We start from the raw sequence: 21186 nt of genomic DNA on the forward strand, positions 1-21186 counted from the left end.
GTCCCTCAATGTAAAGCGACACTCACTCCAGATAACCCAGGAGGAAGTATGTTTTGGACGGAATTATGTTTTATCCTTGTGGCCCTGATGATAGGCGCCAGGATCGGCGGCGTATTTTTAGGGATGGTCGGCGGGTTAGGCGTCGGCGTGATGGTTTTTATTTTTGGCCTGACGCCTTCTACGCCACCGATTGATGTTATTCTGATTATTCTTTCTGTTGTCCTGGCGGCCGCTTCTTTACAGGCCTCCGGCGGGCTGGATTTACTGGTCAAACTGGCGGAAAAAATTCTGCGTCGCCACCCGCGTTACATTACGTTATTAGCGCCGTTTATCTGTTATATCTTCACTTTTATGTCAGGAACGGGGCATGTCGTTTATAGCTTGCTACCGGTTATTTCTGAAGTCGCACGGGATTCAGGTATTCGACCGGAACGTCCTTTATCTATTTCCGTTATCGCATCGCAACAGGCGATCACCGCCAGTCCTATATCTGCCGCCATGGCGGCGATGATTGGTTTAATGGCGCCGTTGGGCGTCTCTATTTCAACCATAATGATGATTTGCGTGCCCGCCACGTTAATCGGTGTAGCGATGGGGGCAATAGCGACCTTTAATAAAGGAAAAGAGTTAAAAGACGATCCGGAATATCAACGTCGGCTTGCTGAAGGGTTAATTAAACCTGCGCAGAAAGAAAGTAAAAATACGGTGGTCACTTCGCGCGCCAAATTGTCGGTGGCGTTATTTCTGACCAGCGCGATCGTTATCGTTCTGTTAGGACTGATTCCGGCGCTGCGGCCCATGGTGGAAACAGCGAAAGGGCTACAACCGCTTTCGATGTCCGCCGCTATCCAGATTACGATGCTCTCTTTTGCCTGCCTGATTGTGTTGTTATGCCGACCGCAGGTCGATCAAATTATCAGCGGTACGGTATTTCGGGCGGGCGCGCTGGCGATTGTCTGCGCCTTCGGCCTGGCCTGGATGAGTGAGACGTTCGTGAATGGTCATATCGCGTTGATTAAGGCAGAAGTGCAAACTCTATTGCAACAGCATACCTGGCTTATCGCCATTATGATGTTTTTCGTGTCCGCTATGGTCAGCAGCCAGGCGGCAACGACGTTAATTCTGTTGCCGCTGGGGCTGGCGTTAGGGTTGCCCGCTTATGCGTTAATCGGCTCCTGGCCTGCCGTTAACGGCTATTTCTTTATTCCGGTGGCGGGGCAGTGTCTGGCGGCGCTGGCGTTTGACGATACCGGTACGACGCGTATCGGCAAATATGTGCTTAACCATAGTTTTATGCGTCCGGGATTAGTTAACGTGATTGTCTCGGTCATTGTCGGGCTGTTAATAGGAAAAATGGTTCTGGCCTGATTGTTATTCATGTTTTTATAGCACACGTCACTTATTATTTTTAATTCAGAGGAAGAAAATGAAAATCAGAGTTTTCATGGCCGCCGTGTTGCTGCTCATCAGCCATTGTGTATTTAGCACAATGTCACTACCGCATATTGTTATTCTCGCGACAGGCGGCACTATCGCTGGGACGGCAGCCAATAATACACAAACCGCCGGATATAAATCCGGTGAACTTGGCGTGCAAACATTAATAAACGCCGTGCCGGAAATGAATAATATCGCTCGCGTTGACGGCGAGCAGGTGGCGAATATTGGTAGCGAAAATATGACCAGCGATATTATCCTGAAACTTTCACAGAAGGTGAATGCGTTATTGGCGCGGGATGATGTTGACGGTGTGGTCATTACTCATGGCACTGACACGCTCGATGAAACCGCCTACTTTCTTAATTTGACCGTGAAAAGCGACAAACCGGTGGTGTTTACCGCTGCAATGCGGCCCGCGTCGGCAATCAGCGCCGATGGCGCAATGAACCTGCTGGAAGCGGTCACGGTGGCTGCTGACCCGAATGCGAAGGGACGCGGTGTAATGGTCGTTTTAAACGATCGTATTGGTTCGGCGCGCTTTGTAACGAAAACCAATGCCACGACTCTGGATACCTTTAAAGCGCCGGAAGAGGGCTATCTGGGGGTCATCGTTAATGGTCAGCCACAGTTCGAAACGCGGGTGGAAAAAATTCATACCCTGCGCTCTGTTTTTGACGTACGTAATATCAAAAAATTACCCAATGTGGTGATTATTTACGGCTATCAGGACGACCCGGAATATATGTATGATGCGGCGATCGCCCATCACGCGGACGGTATTATTTATGCCGGAACCGGCGCTGGTTCGGTCTCGGTACGTAGCGACGCGGGGATTAAAAAAGCGGAGAAAGCCGGGATTATCGTGGTGCGCGCTTCCCGCACCGGAAACGGCGTAGTACCGTTGGATAAAGGACAGCCTGGACTGGTGTCTGACTCGCTCAACCCGGCGAAGGCGCGAGTCTTGCTGATGACGGCATTAACTCAGACGCGTAATCCGGAACTGATCCAGAGTTATTTCAGTACGTATTAATCATGCAGGCTTGTGCGCCCACCCTTGAAGATGGGCGCACAGAGCGATGAATGCAGGTCGGTGGCCTTTACGTAGTTGAATTCCGGTCTTACAGGTCGGAATAGTCTAAGGCATGAGCAACATCCGCAAGCATTGGAAAAGAGCTTTGTCCACCATACTTTTGAATTGAGCACATGCTTATTTCAGCAGCAAAAGGGATGGCCTTTGTTAAAGGGATATTATTAACCAGGCAGTAGGCAATGCCGCCGATAAATGAATCGCCAGCACCTGTAGTATCAATAACTTCAGGGCAAAAGACCGCTGGAAAGTGCATGGTTGACTCATCCGAGGATAATACCGCGCCTTTTTCCCCTAATGTTATAATGACATTACTCCTAACCATTTTATGTAACTTAGCGGCACAAGAATGAGCGTCATCAATTGATGAAACTTCACTACCTGCCATAAAGCTGGCTTCTGTTTCATTAACGACCAGGTAATCAACAGAACTTAATGTTGATGGCGCTATACTTCTGGCTGGCGCATTATTAAGTATAACTTTGCATTGATACATACTGGCGACTTTAATAACATATTCAACGATATGTGAAGGTATTTCTGATTGCAGAATCACCAGCGGTTTTCCATCAAATAAATTATCGCTAATATCATTTTCGTTTAACAGATAGTTAGCTCCTTTAATAATGGTGCTACAATAATCACCGGACTCAAGGATCTGTACGATGCCGATACCTGTGGTGGTTCCCCGTTTCAATACGTTAGCAACGGAGACATTATTTTCATGTAGGGCATTAATGAGGTGCTCGCCATAAATGTCGTTCCCTACACACCCCACCATACTCACGTTCAATCCCAGTTTTGAGCACTGTACCGCTTGATTAGCACCTTTACCACCAGGCATTAACATCAATTCATTACCCGTAAATGTTTCTCCTACTTCAGGCAGACGATCTTGCTGAATAAGAATGTCGTAATTAAGACTTCCAATAACAACTACATCTCTTTTCATTTTATTTACCTTTAACTGACAGTGCGTTTGGAGATCACCGCGTTCCTGGTGCTTAATAAGCTATTCTTAGTTATCTCACTCGTTTTACTGGCGATAATAGTAAAAATAGCATCAAGAATATTTAGGTGTACAATTCGGGTAGTGGCGTTCTCTCCGGTGATAGGGTTATTTTTTACCGCAGAGATTATCGAATGACGACAAATCAGGCTAAGAGGACTATTGGGATAGTTCGTTAAGCAAATTGTTTCGGCACCTCTTTCATTTGCAATATTAACCATCTGAATAATGTCAGAAGTTTGTCCTGAGTGTGATACTGCGAGAAGAATATCACCCTGGCGCATAAGGGATGCGGACATCAGTTGCTTATGGCTATCACTGAATACAGTTGAAAAAATACCTATCTTCAATAGCTTATGGTTAAAGTCATCGCAGATGGACGCTGAGCCACCACAGCCAGCAATAAAAATTTTTGCTTCAGCGTTTTTATGGATAAAAAGCCAGGCAACTGATTTGATAATAGAACAGTCAATAACATTTAACGCCTCTTGCAACGCCAGGATAGAATTCAAGAGTGTGCTTTCGAAAATTTTCTCTATGAATCCTTCAGAATCAGGAATGACAGGAATATCTACAGTATCTTCATTGTTGTTAATATTTTTAGAAATACTGAGCTTTAAGTCATGAAACCCTGTAAACCCAAGTTTTTTTGAAACCTTTGTAATGCTTGATACACTTACTTTAAGATAATGTGCAATATCGGTAATTGACATGTTTGATAAAGTCTGGGGATTATCATGAATGAAACGAGCGATTGCTCGTTCTTTTTTACCCAGTTCAGGAGCAGGGGTTTTTGCAAGTAAAAAAACTTCATTGCCATTAAGTCTGCTGTGCATAACTCCACCTGTAGATGTAAAAATAAAACTACCATGCTATAACCATATTAAAATGTTATCTCGATCACAGCCTGTAAAATGTTTTATTTTTGCATTTTACTCGCAGTAAAATTTTTAAGACTAATATCATTAAATTACTTTATTTTCAGTAATATTTTATTGTAGATATTTACTGTGCTCATAATCTTTCTTATAAAAGCACCTGTGATACATAACAAGGTGACTATAATGAAATTTTCTTCGCGAATTAATTCTTTCCGCTCAAGACCTGAATTATTTAATGCAGATAATAAGATGGATACATGTGATCTTATTACAAGAATGGGCAATGTAGATGGATTGACGCATATAGAGCTAAACTATCCTGATCATTTTATTGGACAGGATAAAAAAATCATTAAACAATGTATTACAGATAACGGATTGAAAGTTAGCGGCATTGCACTACGTTACAATAAAGATTTTATTGATGGTGAATTTACTAACCCAGATTCGGTTCTTCGCGATAAAGCGATTGAGACAACGTTGGAAGCTGCTGAAGTTTGTAAGTTCCTGGGGGGCACTACTGTAACATTATGGTTTGGCTATGACGGTTATGATTACCCATTTCAACAAGACTATTTTCGAGCGTATGAATTGCTGGTAAATGCCTTACGTAAGGTGACAAGTGCTCATCCAGATCTTCAGTTTAGTTTTGAATACAAGCCTTATGAACCACGGACCTTTTCTTATATTAGTGATGTTTCCTCAACCCTAATGTTAATTGATGATGTCGGTAACGATAACTTGGGGATTACACTTGATTTCTGCCATATGATAATGAAAAAGGAAAACCCAGCATTTTCATTATTCCAGTCAGCACGTAAAAATAGACTTGTAGGCTTCCATTTAAATGATGGATATGGTCATTTCGATGATGGTTTAATGTTAGGTTCAGTCCATCTGTTACAGACTCTTGAATATATTTACTATGCTAAACGCGTTAATTTCAATGGATTGATTTATTTTGATACTTTCCCTAGCCGCGAGGATCCAGTTGCAGAATGTGCGCTGAATATTCGAATGTATAAAGCACTTTCAGACTTTATAGATCAACTCAGTATTCCTGAGATAGAAGCGATGATCAAAAGCCAGGATGCACTAAAAGTACAGGGTATGTTGTTAAGCATGATAGCCAAATAATAAGAAACCACAACTTACCTCTTATCCGTTACCAGTCAGTGTATGACACTGGAGGGAATTATGTTTGAAAAATTAGGTCTGCCAAAAAATCTATTATGGGGCTACATTGGCCTGACAATATTTATGATAGGCGATGGCGTTGAACAAGCATGGATTTCGATTTGGCTTGTTGAAAAGGGTTTGTCTGTTGCCCAGGCATCTTATTTAATAACGGCTTATGGTATTACTGTTACTCTGGCCGCATGGGTTACGGGCGTACTGGTTCAAACGTTAGGACCTCGTAAAGTGATGTTCTGTGGGCTTGTTGCCTTTATAATAGGTAGTATCGGTTTTATCGGCATTGGCCTGAAGAATATGGATTTGGTCTGGATGCTGCCCTTCTATGCTATTCGTGGGATCGGGTATCCTCTGTTCGCTTATTCATTTCTGATTTGGATTAATTACAGCACGCCTGTCGCGCGTCGATCCACCGCAGTTGGCTGGTTCTGGTTTACTTTCTCATTAGGACTTAGCGTTATTGGCCCTTTCTTCTCCTCAATAGCATTACCTGTACTGGGTGAAATTCATGTTCTGTGGGTTGGGTTACTGTTTGTTCTTATTGGTTCAATATGGGGTATTTGGGTCAACCGTGATGTTGTGCCGGCATCCGAGATTCACCCTTTTAGTGCAGGCGAATTATTAAAAGGTATCACCATCTTACAACGTCCGATTATTGCGATAGGGCTTGTAGTTAAATCAGTCAATGGTATTGCCCAATACGGACTGGCAACATTTTTACCTTTATACCTTATTAGTTATGGCTATAGTAAAACAGAGTGGCTACATATGTGGTCATCTGTTTTTCTGGTAGCTATTTTTGCGAATCTCTTTTTTGGTTTTTTTGGTGATAAATTCGGCTGGCGAAAAACAATCATGTGGGTTGGGGGATTTGGCTATGCCGTGGTCCTCTTACTTGTATGGGCTGTGCCGCAACTACTGGGACATAATTTTTACGTGATGGCATTCGTGCTCTGCCTATGTGGCGTGACGATGGCAGGCTACGTGCCTCTTTCGGCCTTGTTTCCCATGCTGGCCCCTGATAGTAAAGGCGCGGCAATGTCGGTTCTTAATCTGGGCGCTGGGCTTGGCGCCTTTATTGCCCCCGCAATTACCGCTTTATTCTATTCTTCTCTTGGGGCTGGCGGTGTGCTGGGTATTTATGCGGGTCTGTATGTGCTCAGCGGTGTACTTACTCCGTTCCTTAAGACTCCGGAAGAGTTGCGGCAACAGGTTGCGTTGCAAAATGAGAGAGCTTAATCAGTTACGTGTTGAGACTTCGTTAGCTTTTTAGTTGCTATCCGGCCTACATAATATAAAGCGCGTAGGCCGGATAATTATCGTCCGGTATGACGACGATTAACGCATGGTCACAAACTCTTCCGATGCGGTCGGGTGAATAGCGACGGTATTATCGAAGTCTTTCTTGGTAGCGCCCATCTTCAGCGCTACCGCGAAGCCCTGCAACATTTCATCCATGCCGAAGCCGATACCGTGGATACCCACAATTTTTTCTTCCGGCCCGACGCAGACCAACTTCATACGGCACGGCTGGCGGTGTGTCGTTACCGCGGTATACATAGCGGTAAACGATGATTTATAGACTTTTACCTGCTCATCGCCGTACTGCTCGCGCGCCTGCGGCTCGCTTAACCCGACGGTGCCGATAGGCGGATGGCTAAAGATCACGGTCGGGATGTTGCTGTAGTCCAGATGCTCGTCCGGCTTGTTGTTAAACAGGCGTTCGGAGAGACGGCGACCGGCGGCGACGGCGACTGGCGTTAGTTCTACCGCGCCAGTATTGTCGCCAACGGCGTAAATGCCTTCAACGTTGGTATTCTGGAATTTATCGACAATGATGTAACCTTTTTCATTGGTTTTCACGCCCGCCGCCGCCAGATTAATATTGTCGGTCGACGGTTCGCGACCAATGGCCCAGATCAGGCAATCAACGGTTTCACTGCGGCCATCTTCCAGTTCCAGAGTCAGACTGCCGTCGGCGTTTTTCACTACCGCTTTCGGCACGGCGTGAGTATGCAGTTGCGGGCCTTCGGCGTTCATCACCTCAACCAGCGTTTCGCTAATCATCGGGTCAAAACTGCGCAGCGGCGCATGTTTACGGACAAACAGATGCGTTTTCGCCCCTAGCGCGTTGATAACGCCAGCCAGTTCAACAGCGATATAACCTGCGCCTACCACCGCGACGCGTTCCGGCAAGGCAGATAGCGCAAAGAAACCGTCGGAATCAATGCCGTATTCCACGCCTGGAATCTCAGGATGGCTCGGACGGCCGCCGGTAGCGATCAAAATATGGTCGGCGGTGATGGTTTCGCCGTTCACTTCAATGGTTTTGGCATCGACAAAGCGGGCAAAGCCTTTAATCACATCCACGTTATTTTTGCCCAGCACGTTGTCGTATGAAGTATGGATGCGGTCAATATACGCGGTACGGCTGGCAATCAGCTTGCTCCAGTCGAACTGATTAATTGTGGTGTCAAAACCGTAGTCCGGGCCATACAGATGAATCGCTTCACGAATCTGCGCGGCATGCCACATCACTTTCTTCGGCACGCAGCCCACGTTAACACAGGTGCCGCCCAGCTCTTTGGCTTCGATGAGCGCGCATTTCTGGCCGTACATAGCGGCGCGGTTAATCGAGGCGATACCGCCGCTGCCGCCGCCGATAGCGATGTAATCATAGTGTTTGGTCATGACCGCTCCTTTATGTTCGTTGTCGGACGGATAGATTCTGCGCTACCCGCCAAAATATTCGCGATTGTATACCTGAAGGTGAAAGGTTCCACCGATGGCTGTGATTACTCCGGCACGATCCAGCTTACCGAAGTGTGTCCGTGACCGTTTGGCGCCAACCTGCTGTGCAGCCACGGTAGCACGTTGTTCATCTGCTGCCCCAGTTTCCACGGCGGGTTAACCACGATCATACCGGACGCCGTCATCCCGCGCTGATCGCTGTCCGGGCGGATCGCCAGCTCAATTTGCAGGATTTTACGGATGCCGGTGGCCTCCAGCTCATGAATCATGCGCTTAATTTGCTGGCGGAGCACCACCGGATACCATAGCGCGTATGTACCGGTGGCGAAACGTTTATAACCCTCGCTGATGCCGCTGACTACCGCCTGGTAGTCGGTTTTCATTTCATAAGGCGGGTCAATGAGAATCAGACCGCGGCGGGAAACCGGCGGCAATTTGGCTTTCAGTTGCTGATAGCCGTCAGCGCGTTCCACACGGGCGCGGTTGTCTTTTTGAAACTCCGCGCGCAACAGTGGGAAGTCGCTGGGATGCAATTCCGTGAGTTGCAGACTGTCCTGCTCACGCAGCAACTGGCGGGCGATTAACGGGGAGCCCGGATAGTAGCGTAACTGCCCGCTGCGGTTGAAATGTTTTACGACGCTAATATACGGTTCCAGTTCGGCGGGCAGATCGTCCTGCTGCCAGATACGGGCGATGCCTTCCAGATACTCTCCAGTACGTTCAGCATGTTCGCTGCCCAACTGATAACGCCCCGCGCCCGCGTGCGTGTCCAGATAGAGAAACGGTTTTTCTTTCTCTTTTAGCGACTCGATGATCAGGCTCTGAACGGTATGTTTAAGGACGTCGGCGTGGTTGCCAGCGTGAAAGCTGTGACGATAACTGAGCATGGATGCAGATATTCCGGGAAGTAAACAAGTTAGCCGATAGTTTACCGCAGATCCGTAGAGATTACCCCAGTACCGCCATGTTGTTTCGCGCGTTGTGAAAGTATTGCAAGACGTGTTCGTATCATCAAACCGTCAACTGCGCAGGCCAGCATCGCCTGTGGGCAAGGTAGTAGTTTTGACCTGGCGTTATTTTTAATGAAAGGAACCATAATGAAACTACACATTACTGTACTGGCGTCATCTCTGGCGCTGGCGATGCCGGCACTGGCGAAAGATATTCCCCTGTCCCAGGCGGAGTCGATAGCGAAAAGCGTGACGCCCGACTCGGCGAGCGTCGCCTTTAATGACCTTGAGGCTCAATGGCTGACACAGTTGCGTAAGGCATTACAAGGCGATACCGCCGCGTTGACTCGCGACGCCCTGGCTCAGATGCGACAGAATTCCATCCAGGAGGATAATGCCTGGTTACAGGCTAGCGGTTATGATTTTCATACTACTGAGAATCAACAGATGGGGATTACCCTACTTTCCGCCTTCAATACATTGCCGGAAGCAGTATTGAAAGACAATCTGGCGACGGTGACGGCGATTAATCACGATGCCGATGTTAATACCCGTCACCAGGCGCTGGCGGATGCGGAAAGCGTGGAGTATCTCTATTTCCTGAGCGACGCAATGGGGCCGCGGCTGGGGCGGGCATTTCTCGCCGCTTATGATAAAGGTGAGTTGGGCAAAGCGGCGGCGTTGATTAAAGCCTCGGAAGTCAGCACCGGCGCGGCGAAAAAATATTTTCATTACCCGCGTCCTTACCAGGTGCCGGGTAATACTATCCATTTGACGCCGGATGATGTGGTGGTAAAAGATGGTCATCCTTATACCGCAGGTGGCGGTGCTTTCCCCAGCGGACACACGAATACCGGTTATACGGATGCGCTGTTGATGGCGGAAATGATCCCGGAACGCTTTGATGCGCTGGTGATTCGTGGCGCGCGTTATGGCTATTCTCGCCTGGTCCTTGGCGTACACTATCCGCTGGATGTGATGGGCGCGCGGATGGTCGCGCAGCGTAATGTCGCGCATTATCTTAACGATCCGTATTACCGTACGTTATTCAACGAAGCTCGCGCTCAACTGCGTGAGGCGCTGGTGAAAGAGTGCGGTACGACGATTGTCGAATGCGCGGCATCGACCGGAAAAGACGATCCGTACCGCGATCCGGCCATGCATACCTTCTACCGCTTCACCATGACTTATAACCTGCCGCAACAGAAAGGCGAGCATCAGCCGTTGAAAATACCAAAAGGCGCCGATGTTCTGCTACAGACAGCGCTGCCGAACCTGTCGCCAGCGCAGCGTCAGGCGTTAATGGAAGAGACGGCGTTACCGGCAGGATATCCGTTGTCGGGCGAGACCGAGGATCAACAGTTCTGGCAGCGTCTGGATCTGTCCGCTGCTTACGAGATGGCGAGAAAAACGCGCTGACGTTGTCACCCGGCTTATAAAACGTAAGCCGGGATGATGTTAAAGGGGCGGCTTATTGCAGCGATACCCACGTCTGTACGCTGTCCATCATTGAAATTCCCCTTACTATCCCCCATTCTAGATCTCATCGCGAGAGCGCCAAAAGCGCGCTCCACTCACCTTCTTCTACAGGACTGCGCATATGACCAATCCATTACTAACGTCTTTTTCACTGCCGCCTTTTTCTGCAATTAAACCGGAGCATGTGGTGCCTGCGGTCACCAAAGCGTTGGCCGATTGCCGGGCGGCGGTAGAAGGCGTTGTGGCGCATGGCGCGCCGTATAGCTGGGAAAACCTCTGCCAGCCGTTGGCGGAAGCCGACGATGTTCTGGGGCGTATTTTCTCGCCAATTAGCCACTTAAACTCGGTGAAAAATAGTCCGGAGCTGCGTGAAGCCTACGAACAGACGCTGCCGCTGCTGTCTGAATACAGCACCTGGGTTGGGCAACATGAAGGACTGTACAACGCGTACCGCGACCTGCGCGACGGCGATCATTACGCCACTCTGAATACCGCGCAGAAGAAAGCGGTTGATAACGCGCTGCGTGATTTTGAACTGTCCGGCATCGGCCTGCCGAAAGAGAAACAGCAGCGTTACGGCGAAATCGCCACCCGCCTGTCTGAGCTGGGCAACCTGTACAGCAATAACGTGCTCGATGCCACCATGGGCTGGACGAAGCTCATCACCGACGAAGCCGAGCTGGCGGGAATGCCGGAAAGCGCTCTGGCGGCAGCGAAGGCCCAGGCGGAAGCCAAAGAGCAGGAAGGTTACCTGCTGACTCTGGATATCCCGAGCTATCTGCCGGTCATGACCTACTGCGACAACCAGGCGTTGCGCGAAGAGATGTATCGCGCCTATTCCACTCGCGCCTCCGACCAGGGGCCGAACGCCGGTAAGTGGGATAACAGCCCGGTGATGGAAGAAATTCTTGCGCTGCGCCATGAACTGGCGCAACTGCTGGGCTTCGAAAATTATGCCCATGAATCGCTGGCCACCAAAATGGCGGAAAATCCGCAGCAGGTGCTCGATTTCTTAACCGATCTGGCGAAACGCGCCCGTCCGCAGGGGGAAAAAGAGCTGGCCCAGCTGCGCGCCTTCGCCAAAGCCGAATTTGGCGTTGAGGAACTGCAACCGTGGGATATCGCGTACTACAGTGAAAAGCAAAAACAGCACCTGTACAGCATCAGCGATGAGCAGCTACGTCCGTACTTCCCGGAAAACAAAGCCGTGAATGGCCTGTTTGAAGTGGTGAAACGTATTTACGGCATCACTGCCAAAGAGCGTACTGACGTTGATGTCTGGCACCCGGAAGTGCGTTTCTTTGAACTGTATGACGAAAATAACGAGCTGCGCGGAAGCTTCTACCTTGACCTGTACGCGCGTGAACACAAACGCGGCGGGGCGTGGATGGACGACTGTGTCGGCCAGATGCGTAAGGCGGACGGCACATTGCAAAAGCCGGTCGCTTATCTGACCTGTAATTTCAACCGTCCGGTGAACGGTAAACCCGCTCTGTTTACCCATGACGAAGTGATCACCCTGTTCCACGAGTTTGGTCATGGCTTGCATCATATGTTGACCCGCATTGAGACCGCCGGGGTCTCCGGTATCAGCGGGGTGCCGTGGGATGCGGTCGAACTGCCGAGCCAGTTTATGGAAAACTGGTGCTGGGAGCCGGAAGCGCTGGCGTTTATCTCCGGCCACTATGAAACCGGCGAGCCGTTGCCGAAGGAACTGCTGGATAAAATGCTGGCGGCGAAAAACTATCAGGCGGCGCTGTTTATTCTGCGTCAACTGGAGTTCGGTCTGTTTGATTTCCGTCTGCATGCGGAATTTAACCCGCAGCAAGGGGCGAAAATTCTTGAGACGCTCTTTGAAATCAAAAAACAGGTCGCCGTGGTGCCGTCACCGACATGGGGCCGTTTCCCACATGCGTTCAGCCATATCTTTGCTGGCGGCTATGCGGCAGGCTACTACAGCTATCTGTGGGCCGACGTACTGGCGGCGGACGCTTATTCCCGCTTTGAGGAGGAAGGCATTTTCAACCGTGAGACCGGTCAGTCGTTCCTTGATAACATCCTGACTCGCGGTGGTTCTGAAGAGCCGATGGAACTCTTTAAACGCTTCCGTGGCCGTGAACCACAGCTGGACGCGATGCTGGAGCATTACGGGATTAAAGGCTGATTTTACGTGCAAATCTGCTTAATGGATGAAACGGGCGCCACAGACGGCGCCTTATCTGTTCTGGCTGCCCGCTGGGGACTGGAGCATGACGAAGACAACCCGATGGCGCTGGTATTGACGCCGCAACATCTGGAGCTGCGCAAGCGCGACGAACCGAAGCTCGGCGGCATTTTCGTCGATTTTGTCGGCGGCGCGATGGCCCATCGACGTAAGTTCGGCGGCGGGCGCGGCGAAGCGGTGGCGAAAGCCGTTGGTATCAAAGGCGATTATCTGCCGGATGTGGTTGATGCCACGGCCGGACTGGGGCGCGATGCGTTTGTGCTGGCGTCCGTCGGTTGCCGCGTGCGGATGCTGGAGCGTAATCCGGTGGTCGCCGCGTTGCTCGATGACGGTCTGACGCGCGGCTACGCCGATGCGGACATTGGCGGCTGGCTTCAGGAGCGTTTGCAGCTGATTCATGCTTCCAGCCTGACGGCGTTGACCGATATCACGCCGCGCCCGCAGGTGGTCTACCTCGATCCGATGTTTCCTCACCGGCAGAAAAGCGCGCTGGTGAAGAAAGAGATGCGGGTATTTCAGTCGTTGGTGGGGCCGGATCTCGACGCCGACGGACTGCTGGAACCGGCGCGTCAGCTAGCGACCAAACGCGTGGTGGTTAAACGTCCCGATTATGCGCCGCCGCTGGCGGATGTCGCGACGCCCAACGCGGTGGTGACCAAAGGGCATCGGTTTGATATTTATGCCGGAACCCCTCTGACGGAGTAACGGATTGCCCGATGGCGTTGCGCTTATCGGGCCTACGATTCTCAATTATTTGTAGGCCGGATAAGGCGTAAGCCGCATCCGGCACTGAGTATTACTGTTCGGTACCTGGCGTATTAATCATTCGGTTTAACCACGGCACCATAATGGCCATCACCACGGTGACCGCCAGCGTTACCAGACCAATTTTGCTAAAGACGCCGGTATAAATGGGCAGCGTCTGCAACGGATCGGTGATGTTTTCCGGTACGGCAGTGAAGGTTGCCACATAACCGCCGAGCAGGAAGGCGGCGGCCTGGGTCAGGAACCACATTCCCAGAATAAAGCCCATCAGATGCTGCGGCACCAGAGCGGCGACCATTGCCAGTCCCAGCGCGCTAATCAGCAACTCGCCCAGACTCTGGAACAGATACACCAGCACGATAAACCACGGTGACGTCAGTCCTTGCGCATCGGCAAACCACATCCCGGCGGCGGCGGCGGTCAGAAAACCCAGCGCGCAGAGGAACATGCCGAGCGTAAACTTCATCGGCATAGTCAGATCTTTGCCTTTGCTACCCAGTCGGGTGTAAATCGCTGCCAGTACCGGACTGGCGACGACCACCCAGAATGGGTTCAGCGCCTGAAAACTCACCGGGTTAATGGCGAATCCAAGAATTTCATGATGCACGTTATTAATCGCAAAGAAGTTCAGCGAGGTAGGCATCTGCGCATACAGAATGTAAAACAGCACGGCTTCAATCATCAGAATAAACGCCACGAACATTTTATTGCGGCCGGTTTTATCCAGACGAAACGCTTCGCGAAAGAAGAAAATAGTGACGACGATAGAAAGGACGATGAGCACCAGATTGGCAATCTTAACGTTGTGCATCAGCCAGGCGCAGAGGAAAATCATGACGACGGTGCCGAGTAGTACTAGCAGCAAATTGCGAAAACGTAGCGGTTTATGATCCGGTTCAGAACCGATATTTTTCACCATGCCACGGCAGGCGAAGTACACCAGAAGCGCAACAATTAAACCAGCGCCGCACAGATTATAAGTCACCGCATAGCCAAATTTATCGGCAATCACCGGCGCCAGCGATAGCGATAACAAAGAACCGATGTTAATCGACATATAAAACAGGGTGAAAGCGCCATCCAGCCGGGGATCTTTAGGCTGATAGCATTTAGAGAGCAGGCTGGCGGGATTGGCTTTAAATAACCCGTTGCCCACGGCAATCGTACCCAGTGCGATAAAAATCAGATCGGGATTTAATAGCGACATGCCGGTCATAAAATAGCCAATCGCCAGCACAATCGCGCCCAGGACTAGGGTGCGTTTAGTCCCTAACAGATGGTCGCCAACATAGCCGCCGATAGAGATTAGGCCATAAACCAGCGCCGCAAAAGCGCCAAAGGTAATAAAGGCCTGTTCCTGAGAAAAACCCAATTGTTTAACGAAAAAGACCGCCAGGATGCCCTGGACGCCGTAATAGCCAAATCGTTCCCATAATTCTACAAAAAAGATCATGAAAAATGGACGAGGTTGCTGCAGCAAGCCCGTAGGTGCAGTTGTATTCATATTCCTTCGCCTTTTAATGCCATCCCGAAACGTATGAGCGCGTATATCAAAACGCGCCGAAAAGACTTACCCTGATATAGACTGCGGTTATTAGCCTGATCAATAGGTTATTATACAAATGATACGCAAACTAATTAGTGGATCACACTAATTATGTTTGGTGTGATGGAATGATGTACTGAGTACTGCGAAGAAGGGGGGATAAACAAAACGCCCACATAAGCGGGCGTTGTTGTTGAGAGCCGGAATTTGCCTGATGGTTCAGGCCAACCTGATTGACTATAGACCAGATGCGGTCTTAGCCGCCAGCCGGCACGGCAAGTATTACTCTTCTTCGTCGCGCAGCGGAACAATCAGCATGTCAACGTGAACGGTGTTGATCAGCTGGCGCGCAGAAGACATCAGTTTGCTCCAGAAGTCCTGGTGATGACCGCAAACGACCAGATCCATATCGTATTTCTTGATGGCGTCAACCAGCACCTGGCCCAAATCGCCGCTACCGCTCAGGGTTTCAGTGATAGGGTAGCCAGCGTTGGTAGACAGCTCGGTCAGCGCGTGGTGGGTTTCTTCGGAGATACGTTTCTGCATATCGCCCAGATTGACGTCAATCAGACCGGTGTACAGGTCTGAATAATTCACGTCAACGTGGATGAGGGAGATTTTCGCGTTGTAGGGGCGCGCCATAGAGACCGCTTTTTCAACCAGAACTTTACTTTCCGGGGAGAGATCAACTGCGATAAGAATGTGTTTATAAGCCATAGTGTTACTCCTTCCATAAGTTGTCGATGACCATTGAGCTACTGGCGTTTCTTATGCCGCCGCGTCACCCGCGTCCTGCGAACTCTATGCGCGGGGCTAGCTCAGCCGTTTACCATAACTATCCTTACATTATAGCGACCAGGATAATCCGTCAATCTGCCTTGCTTGCCAGTTAGTTAAACAAAATTTTCAGGGAATTGCATTGATAGTGATTAACCTTCTGGTAAAAAAATTAACTGATCTCCTACAATGTGTATAAGAGCCGTTCGAATGCGGAGCGCTAATATGGACGGCTTTCGTAGTACTCTTTCACTGATTGTCTGGCAGGGTATCGGGGAGCGGTAGTCCCGGAGAGGAACTCCGTGGGCGGGTCGCCGGGGAGGAGATATGATAAGCACTGTCTCACTATTCTGGGCTTTATGTGTCGTTTGCATTGTTAATATGGCGCGCTATTTCTCATCGCTACGCGCACTGTTAGTGGTACTTCGTGGTTGCGATCCTTTGCTTTATCAATATGTCGATGGCGGCGGCTTCTTTACCACGCATGGTCAGCCCAACAAACAGGTGCGCCTGATATGGTATATCTACGCTCAGCGCTATCGCGATCATCATGATGAAGAATTTATTCGCCGTTGTGAACGCGTGCGCCGCCAGTTTCTGCTGACCAGCGCGTTATGCGGTTTGGTGGTGGTGAGCTTGATTGCGCTCATGATTTGGCACTGAATAAAAAAAGCGGGCCAGTTTCCTGACCCGCTTGTGTTAGATAAGCCTCCCGGATGACGCCGCTTGTAGCGGCCTGTCAGGCCTGTGTCGTTTCATCCTGACAGGCCGGATTAGCGACAGCGCTATCCGGCCCATTTGGCTTAAATAATCTTCAGGGAAAGCCAGTACAGCACGCCGGAAAGAATAATCGCCGCCGGTAACGTAAATACCCAGGCCATCAGAATGCTGGTCACGGTTTTACGCTGCAACCCGCCGCCATCAACGACCATGGTTCCCGCCACTGAAGAGGAGAGTACGTGAGTGGTAGAAACTGGCATACCGGTGTAGCTGGCAAGACCGATAGAGACTGCCGCCGTCATCTGTGCCGACATTCCCTGCGCATACGTCATGCCTTTTTTACCAATTTTCTCGCCGATAGTGGTCGCCACGCGACGCCAGCCGATCATCGTACCAATACCCAGCGCCAACGCCACTGCCATAATGATCCACACTGGCGCATACTCAATGGTGCTTAACATATCGGTCTTCAGCTTTTTCAGCAGGCGCTGGTCATCGCTGCTTACGCCAGGCAATTTCACGACTTTGTCGGTCGTGTCGGAAATGCACAGCATAATGCGACGCAACTGACTACGCTGTTCAACGCTTAACTTGTCGTAGCTTTCCACGTTTGCCAGCATCCCTTTCGCACGGTTAAGCGCGTTAATGGTGTTAGCCGGATGGCAGTGGAATTCAGTCGGTTCAGTCGCGCCCGGTTCCGGAGACGGAATCAGTTGGTCAACGCCGGTGACGGCTTTCAGCAGGTCAGGACGCTGCTCAAAGTACGTTTCGACATTGTTGATAGCATCGCGCGTACGGGTGATTTCGTAGCTGGAGGCATTCATATTGACCACGAAACCCGCAGGCGCGACGCCAATAAGCACCAGCATGACCAGGCCAATGCCTTTCTGACCATCGTTCGCGCCATGCGAAAACGCCACGCCGATAGCTGAGAGGATCAGCGCGATACGCGTCCAGAACGGCGGCTTTTTCTTGCCGTCTTTCTTTTCACGTTCGGCTGGCGTCAGGTGGATACGGGCGCGTTTCTTAGTTCCGCTCCAGTAGCGGCGCAGCAAGAAAATCAGACCGCCGGCGAATACCAGACCGACAATAGGGGAGATAATGAGTGAACCGAAAATATTGATAACTTTCGGGATGTTAAGCGCATCCACCACTGACGTGCCGGTCATCATCGCATTGGTTAAACCGATGCCGATAATGGCGCCAATCAGCGTGTGGGAACTGGACGCCGGCAACCCGAAATACCAGGTGCCGAGGTTCCAGATAATCGCCGCCAGCAACATGGAAAAGACCATAGCGAGGCCGTGCGCGGAACCCATGTTGAGCAGGAGATCCGTCGGTAGCATATGCACAATGGCATACGCCACGCTGAGACCCCCCAGCAAAACGCCAAAAAAGTTAAACACCGCCGCCATGACAACCGCCAGCTGCGAACGCATCGCACGGGTGTAAATCACGGTTGCGACTGCATTGGCTGTGTCATGGAAGCCGTTAATCGCTTCGTAGAACAGCACAAAAGCCAGAGCAAGCAATAATAAAAGCCCGGTATGTAAATCCAGGCCAGCAAACAAATGTAGCATAGGACGTTACGCCATTTTGAGGACATGAACGCGGCGCATTATCAGTGACTTTGGCGGCGCGGGCAAAGTGAAATATAGACTTTTTTTGATGTACTTCGTGCTTTGTTTGATATCACTAAAGAATTATCTTATATATTTCAGATAAATACCATTTTCAGGCGCTTTTCGCGCTGGTGCGACCACTGAGGAAACTTTACAATTCCCGCCCGAATTTGAGAGAGGAAGGCGACGTGGAAAGGTTTGATGCCGTTATTATAGGCGCTGGCGCAGCGGGCATGTTTTGCGCCGCGCAGGCAGGACAGGCGGGTAGCCGCGTGCTGCTCATCGATAATGGCAAGAAGCCAGGACGTAAAATCCTCATGTCCGGTGGTGGACGCTGCAACTTTACTAATCTTTATGTTGAGCCTGCTGCGTATTTGAGCCAGAACCCCCATTTTTGCAAATCAGCATTAGCCCGCTATACCCAGTGGGACTTTATCGATCTGGTCGGCAGGTATGGGATAGCCTGGCATGAGAAAACGCTGGGACAGCTTTTTTGCGATGATTCCGCCCAACGCATTGTCGATATGCTGGTTGCCGAGTGCGACAAAGGCGGCGTAACGATGCGCCTGCGTAGCGAGGTACTGAGCGTCGAGCGTGATGAGTCGGGTTTCATACTGGCGTTGAACGGCGAGACGGTGACTACGCAAAAGCTGGTGATTGCCAGCGGCGGCCTGTCGATGCCGGGGCTTGGCGCATCACCGTTTGGCTATAAAATCGCCGAACAGTTTGGTCTCAAGGTGTTGCCGACGCGCGCCGGGCTGGTGCCCTTTACGCTACATAAGCCGCTGTTAGAACAGCTCCAGACGCTGTCTGGCGTCTCTGTGCCCTGCGTAATTACCGCCCGCAATGGCACGGTATTTCGGGAAAACCTACTTTTTACCCATCGTGGGCTGTCCGGCCCCGCCGTTTTACAGATTTCCAGCTACTGGCAACCGGGGGAGTTAGTGAGCATTAACTTATTGCCGGACCTCTCGCTGGAAGATGTTCTCAATGAACAGCGTAACGCGCACCCGAACCAGAGTCTGAAGAACACGCTGGCGATGCATTTGCCGAAACGGTTGGTGGAGTGTTTACAACAGTTGGGGCAGATCCCGGATGTATCGCTCAGACAGTTGAACGTTCGTGATCAGCAGGCGTTGGTTGACACGCTTACTGCCTGGCAAGTGCAGCCTAACGGCACCGAAGGCTATCGGACAGCGGAAGTGACGCTGGGCGGCGTGGATACAAACGAACTATCATCGCGGACTATGGAAGCGCGCCGCGTGCCGGGTCTCTATTTTATCGGCGAAGTGATGGACGTCACCGGCTGGTTGGGCGGCTATAACTTCCAGTGGGCGTGGTCGAGCGCCTGGGCCTGCGCGCAGGATTTGGCGGCAAAACGCTAAGTACCATTACAAACAATAAGCGAATAGACATCCCGGACAGAGGTGTTAGTATCGATTTATAGCAGTTATGAGTATGCGTGTTTCATTTACGGCCAGGAACGCTGATGATGACAACATTACTCCCTCTTTTCCGGGTACCTACATCATTCACACCCTTTGACGGCGAGCGCTTCATCGGCGTCTGTTCGTCGTCTGGCCCCTTTTCTTTTTTCATTCTTATCCCGAATGGAAACCCCCGCTGAGCGCACGCCCGGCGGATTTTGTGACACGCATGGTTAGACAACAGGGATTACGGCGGGTCGATTATGGACAAAATGAAGCGTCATCTGGTGTGGTGGGGAGCGGGGATTCTTGTGGCGGTGGCCGCGATAGCCTGGTGGATGCTGCGCCCTGCGGGAATACCGGAGGGGTTTGCCGCCAGCAACGGCAGAATTGAAGCCACCGAAGTGGATATTGCCACTAAGATTGCCGGGCGTATTGATACCATCCTCGTTTCGGAAGGGCAGTTCGTTCGTCAGGGCGAGGTGCTGGCGAAAATGGATACCCGCGTGCTGCAGGAGCAGCGGCTGGAGGCGATTGCGCAGATTAAAGAGGCCGAAAGCGCGGTTGCCGCCGCCCGTGTCTTGCTGGAGCAACGCCAGAGTGAAATGCGCGCCGCGCAGTCGGTCGTCAAACAGCGGGAAGCTGAGCTGGACTCCGTCTCTAAACGTCACGTGCGTTCCCGTTCGCTGTCGCAGCGTGGCGCGGTATCTGTACAACAGTTAGATGACGATCGCGCGGCGGCGGAAAGCGCGCGCGCCGCCCTGGAGACCGCCAAAGCGCAGGTATCTGCGGCAAAAGCGGCGATTGAGGCGGCGCGTACCAGTATTATCCAGGCGCAAACGCGCGTGGAAGCGGCGCAGGCGACCGAGCGGCGTATTGTCGCCGACATCGACGACAGCGAATTAAAAGCGCCGCGCGATGGACGCGTGCAGTACCGCGTTGCGGAGCCGGGCGAAGTGTTATCGGCTGGCGGCCGGGTGTTGAACATGGTCGATCTCAGCGACGTTTATATGACATTTTTCCTGCCGACCGAACAGGCTGGGTTGTTGAAGATCGGCGGCGAAGCGCGACTGGTGCTGGACGCCGCGCCGGATCTGCGTATTCCGGCGACGATCAGTTTTGTCGCCAGCGTGGCGCAGTTCACGCCCAAAACCGTGGAAACCCACGATGAACGGCTGAAGCTGATGTTCCGCGTCAAAGCGCGTATTCCGCCAGAGCTGCTGCGACAGCATCTGGAATATGTCAAAACCGGTTTGCCGGGAATGGCCTAGGTTCGTCTGGATGAGCGCGTGCCCTGGCCTGACGCTCTAAGCG

Annotated in this window: 17 protein-coding genes; 10 read left to right on the plus strand and 7 right to left on the minus strand. The window is 51.0% G+C overall.

Going from position 1 to position 21186, the window contains the following annotated elements:
* Positions 1–48 precede the first annotated feature (48 nt).
* Positions 49–1368, plus strand: coding sequence for an anaerobic C4-dicarboxylate transporter family protein (locus ACLJRU_RS06720; protein ID WP_000498935.1), 1320 nt, complete (start codon positions 49–51; stop codon positions 1366–1368).
* 58 nt (positions 1369–1426) lie between these two features.
* Positions 1427–2470, plus strand: coding sequence for a fructose-asparagine asparaginase (fraE, locus tag ACLJRU_RS06725; RefSeq protein WP_001541066.1), 1044 nt, complete (start codon positions 1427–1429; stop codon positions 2468–2470).
* 88 nt (positions 2471–2558) lie between these two features.
* On the opposite strand, the gene ACLJRU_RS06730 is transcribed toward fraE, so the two are convergent.
* Positions 2559–3479 (minus strand): ribokinase, encoded by a 921-nt coding sequence (locus tag ACLJRU_RS06730; RefSeq protein WP_000817628.1) that lies wholly within the window; start codon positions 3477–3479, stop codon positions 2559–2561.
* 11 nt (positions 3480–3490) lie between these two features.
* On the minus strand, positions 3491–4372 hold the full coding sequence (locus tag ACLJRU_RS06735; protein WP_001541065.1) for an SIS domain-containing protein: 882 nt from the start codon (positions 4370–4372) through the stop codon (positions 3491–3493).
* Between the two features lie 228 nt (positions 4373–4600).
* Between ACLJRU_RS06735 and ACLJRU_RS06740 the strand changes: the two genes are divergently transcribed.
* Positions 4601–5554: a sugar phosphate isomerase/epimerase family protein gene (locus tag ACLJRU_RS06740; RefSeq protein WP_001541064.1), complete on the plus strand. Its 954-nt coding sequence runs from the start codon at positions 4601–4603 to the stop codon at positions 5552–5554.
* A 60-nt stretch (positions 5555–5614) separates the two neighbouring features.
* Positions 5615–6850 carry an MFS transporter gene (locus tag ACLJRU_RS06745; protein ID WP_023235355.1) on the plus strand — a complete coding sequence of 412 codons (1236 nt, stop codon included), beginning with the start codon at positions 5615–5617 and terminating at the stop codon, positions 6848–6850.
* 99 nt (positions 6851–6949) lie between these two features.
* Here ACLJRU_RS06745 and gorA read toward each other — a convergent pair whose 3' ends face one another.
* Both gorA and ACLJRU_RS06755 read right to left on the minus strand, forming a co-directional pair.
* Positions 6950–8302, minus strand: coding sequence for a glutathione-disulfide reductase (gene gorA, locus ACLJRU_RS06750; RefSeq protein ID WP_001541061.1), 1353 nt, complete (start codon positions 8300–8302; stop codon positions 6950–6952).
* A gap of 104 nt (positions 8303–8406) precedes the next feature.
* A complete protein-coding gene (locus ACLJRU_RS06755; protein ID WP_023235354.1) occupies positions 8407–9249 on the minus strand; it encodes a 23S rRNA (adenine(2030)-N(6))-methyltransferase RlmJ in 843 nt (280 codons plus the stop codon).
* A gap of 210 nt (positions 9250–9459) precedes the next feature.
* On the opposite strand from ACLJRU_RS06755, the gene ACLJRU_RS06760 reads away from it, so the two are divergent.
* The 3 genes from ACLJRU_RS06760 to rsmJ all read left to right on the plus strand — a co-directional run bounded on the left by ACLJRU_RS06760 (position 9460) and on the right by rsmJ (position 13720).
* Complete coding sequence (locus tag ACLJRU_RS06760) at positions 9460–10731, plus strand: acid phosphatase (RefSeq protein WP_001541060.1); 1272 nt, start codon at positions 9460–9462, stop codon at positions 10729–10731.
* A gap of 181 nt (positions 10732–10912) precedes the next feature.
* Entirely contained in the window at positions 10913–12955 is a 2043-nt protein-coding gene (prlC, locus tag ACLJRU_RS06765; protein WP_000184171.1) for an oligopeptidase A, read from the plus strand.
* A 6-nt stretch (positions 12956–12961) separates the two neighbouring features.
* On the plus strand, positions 12962–13720 hold the full coding sequence (gene rsmJ, locus ACLJRU_RS06770) for a 16S rRNA (guanine(1516)-N(2))-methyltransferase RsmJ (RefSeq protein WP_001165128.1): 759 nt from the start codon (positions 12962–12964) through the stop codon (positions 13718–13720).
* Positions 13721–13811: 91 nt separating this feature from the next.
* On the opposite strand, the gene dtpB is transcribed toward rsmJ, so the two are convergent.
* Together dtpB and uspA are read right to left on the minus strand one after the other, a co-directional pair.
* Positions 13812–15284: a dipeptide/tripeptide permease DtpB gene (gene dtpB / locus ACLJRU_RS06775; RefSeq protein WP_001098275.1), complete on the minus strand. Its 1473-nt coding sequence runs from the start codon at positions 15282–15284 to the stop codon at positions 13812–13814.
* Between the two features lie 324 nt (positions 15285–15608).
* Entirely contained in the window at positions 15609–16043 is a 435-nt protein-coding gene (gene uspA, locus ACLJRU_RS06780; RefSeq protein ID WP_000323565.1) for a universal stress protein UspA, read from the minus strand.
* Positions 16044–16430: 387 nt separating this feature from the next.
* Between uspA and uspB the strand changes: the two genes are divergently transcribed.
* Positions 16431–16766 carry a universal stress protein UspB gene (gene uspB / locus ACLJRU_RS06785; protein WP_023235353.1) on the plus strand — a complete coding sequence of 112 codons (336 nt, stop codon included), beginning with the start codon at positions 16431–16433 and terminating at the stop codon, positions 16764–16766.
* 140 nt (positions 16767–16906) lie between these two features.
* Here the strand turns inward: uspB and pitA are convergent, their stop codons facing one another.
* Positions 16907–18403 carry an inorganic phosphate transporter PitA gene (pitA, locus tag ACLJRU_RS06790; protein WP_000902764.1) on the minus strand — a complete coding sequence of 499 codons (1497 nt, stop codon included), beginning with the start codon at positions 18401–18403 and terminating at the stop codon, positions 16907–16909.
* A 230-nt stretch (positions 18404–18633) separates the two neighbouring features.
* On the opposite strand from pitA, the gene ACLJRU_RS06795 reads away from it, so the two are divergent.
* Together ACLJRU_RS06795 and ACLJRU_RS06800 are read left to right on the plus strand one after the other, a co-directional pair.
* The gene (locus ACLJRU_RS06795) at positions 18634–19830 is read left to right on the plus strand and encodes an NAD(P)/FAD-dependent oxidoreductase (protein ID WP_000439228.1); all 1197 of its coding nucleotides are present in this window, start codon (positions 18634–18636) and stop codon (positions 19828–19830) included.
* Positions 19831–20135: 305 nt separating this feature from the next.
* Positions 20136–21143: an HlyD family secretion protein gene (locus ACLJRU_RS06800; RefSeq protein ID WP_023235352.1), complete on the plus strand. Its 1008-nt coding sequence runs from the start codon at positions 20136–20138 to the stop codon at positions 21141–21143.
* The last annotated feature ends 43 nt before the right edge of the window (positions 21144–21186 follow it).

This window comes from Salmonella sp. SAL00653 (assembly GCF_046552515.1).
GTDB classification, from domain to species: domain Bacteria; phylum Pseudomonadota; class Gammaproteobacteria; order Enterobacterales; family Enterobacteriaceae; genus Salmonella; species Salmonella enterica.

Coding starts and splice junctions, on each gene's coding strand:
- dtpB (WP_001098275.1), bottom strand. CDS start 15,284: ATGAATACAACTGCACCTACGGGCTTGCTGCAGCAACCTCGTCCATTT.
- ACLJRU_RS06760 (WP_001541060.1), top strand. CDS start 9,460: ATGAAACTACACATTACTGTACTGGCGTCATCTCTGGCGCTGGCGATG.
- gorA (WP_001541061.1), bottom strand. CDS start 8,302: ATGACCAAACACTATGATTACATCGCTATCGGCGGCGGCAGCGGCGGT.
- ACLJRU_RS06740 (WP_001541064.1), top strand. CDS start 4,601: ATGAAATTTTCTTCGCGAATTAATTCTTTCCGCTCAAGACCTGAATTA.
- uspA (WP_000323565.1), bottom strand. CDS start 16,043: ATGGCTTATAAACACATTCTTATCGCAGTTGATCTCTCCCCGGAAAGT.
- ACLJRU_RS06720 (WP_000498935.1), top strand. CDS start 49: ATGTTTTGGACGGAATTATGTTTTATCCTTGTGGCCCTGATGATAGGC.
- prlC (WP_000184171.1), top strand. CDS start 10,913: ATGACCAATCCATTACTAACGTCTTTTTCACTGCCGCCTTTTTCTGCA.
- ACLJRU_RS06745 (WP_023235355.1), top strand. CDS start 5,615: ATGTTTGAAAAATTAGGTCTGCCAAAAAATCTATTATGGGGCTACATT.
- ACLJRU_RS06755 (WP_023235354.1), bottom strand. CDS start 9,249: ATGCTCAGTTATCGTCACAGCTTTCACGCTGGCAACCACGCCGACGTC.
- uspB (WP_023235353.1), top strand. CDS start 16,431: ATGATAAGCACTGTCTCACTATTCTGGGCTTTATGTGTCGTTTGCATT.
- fraE (WP_001541066.1), top strand. CDS start 1,427: ATGAAAATCAGAGTTTTCATGGCCGCCGTGTTGCTGCTCATCAGCCAT.
- ACLJRU_RS06735 (WP_001541065.1), bottom strand. CDS start 4,372: ATGCACAGCAGACTTAATGGCAATGAAGTTTTTTTACTTGCAAAAACC.
- ACLJRU_RS06730 (WP_000817628.1), bottom strand. CDS start 3,479: ATGAAAAGAGATGTAGTTGTTATTGGAAGTCTTAATTACGACATTCTT.
- ACLJRU_RS06800 (WP_023235352.1), top strand. CDS start 20,136: ATGGACAAAATGAAGCGTCATCTGGTGTGGTGGGGAGCGGGGATTCTT.
- pitA (WP_000902764.1), bottom strand. CDS start 18,403: ATGCTACATTTGTTTGCTGGCCTGGATTTACATACCGGGCTTTTATTA.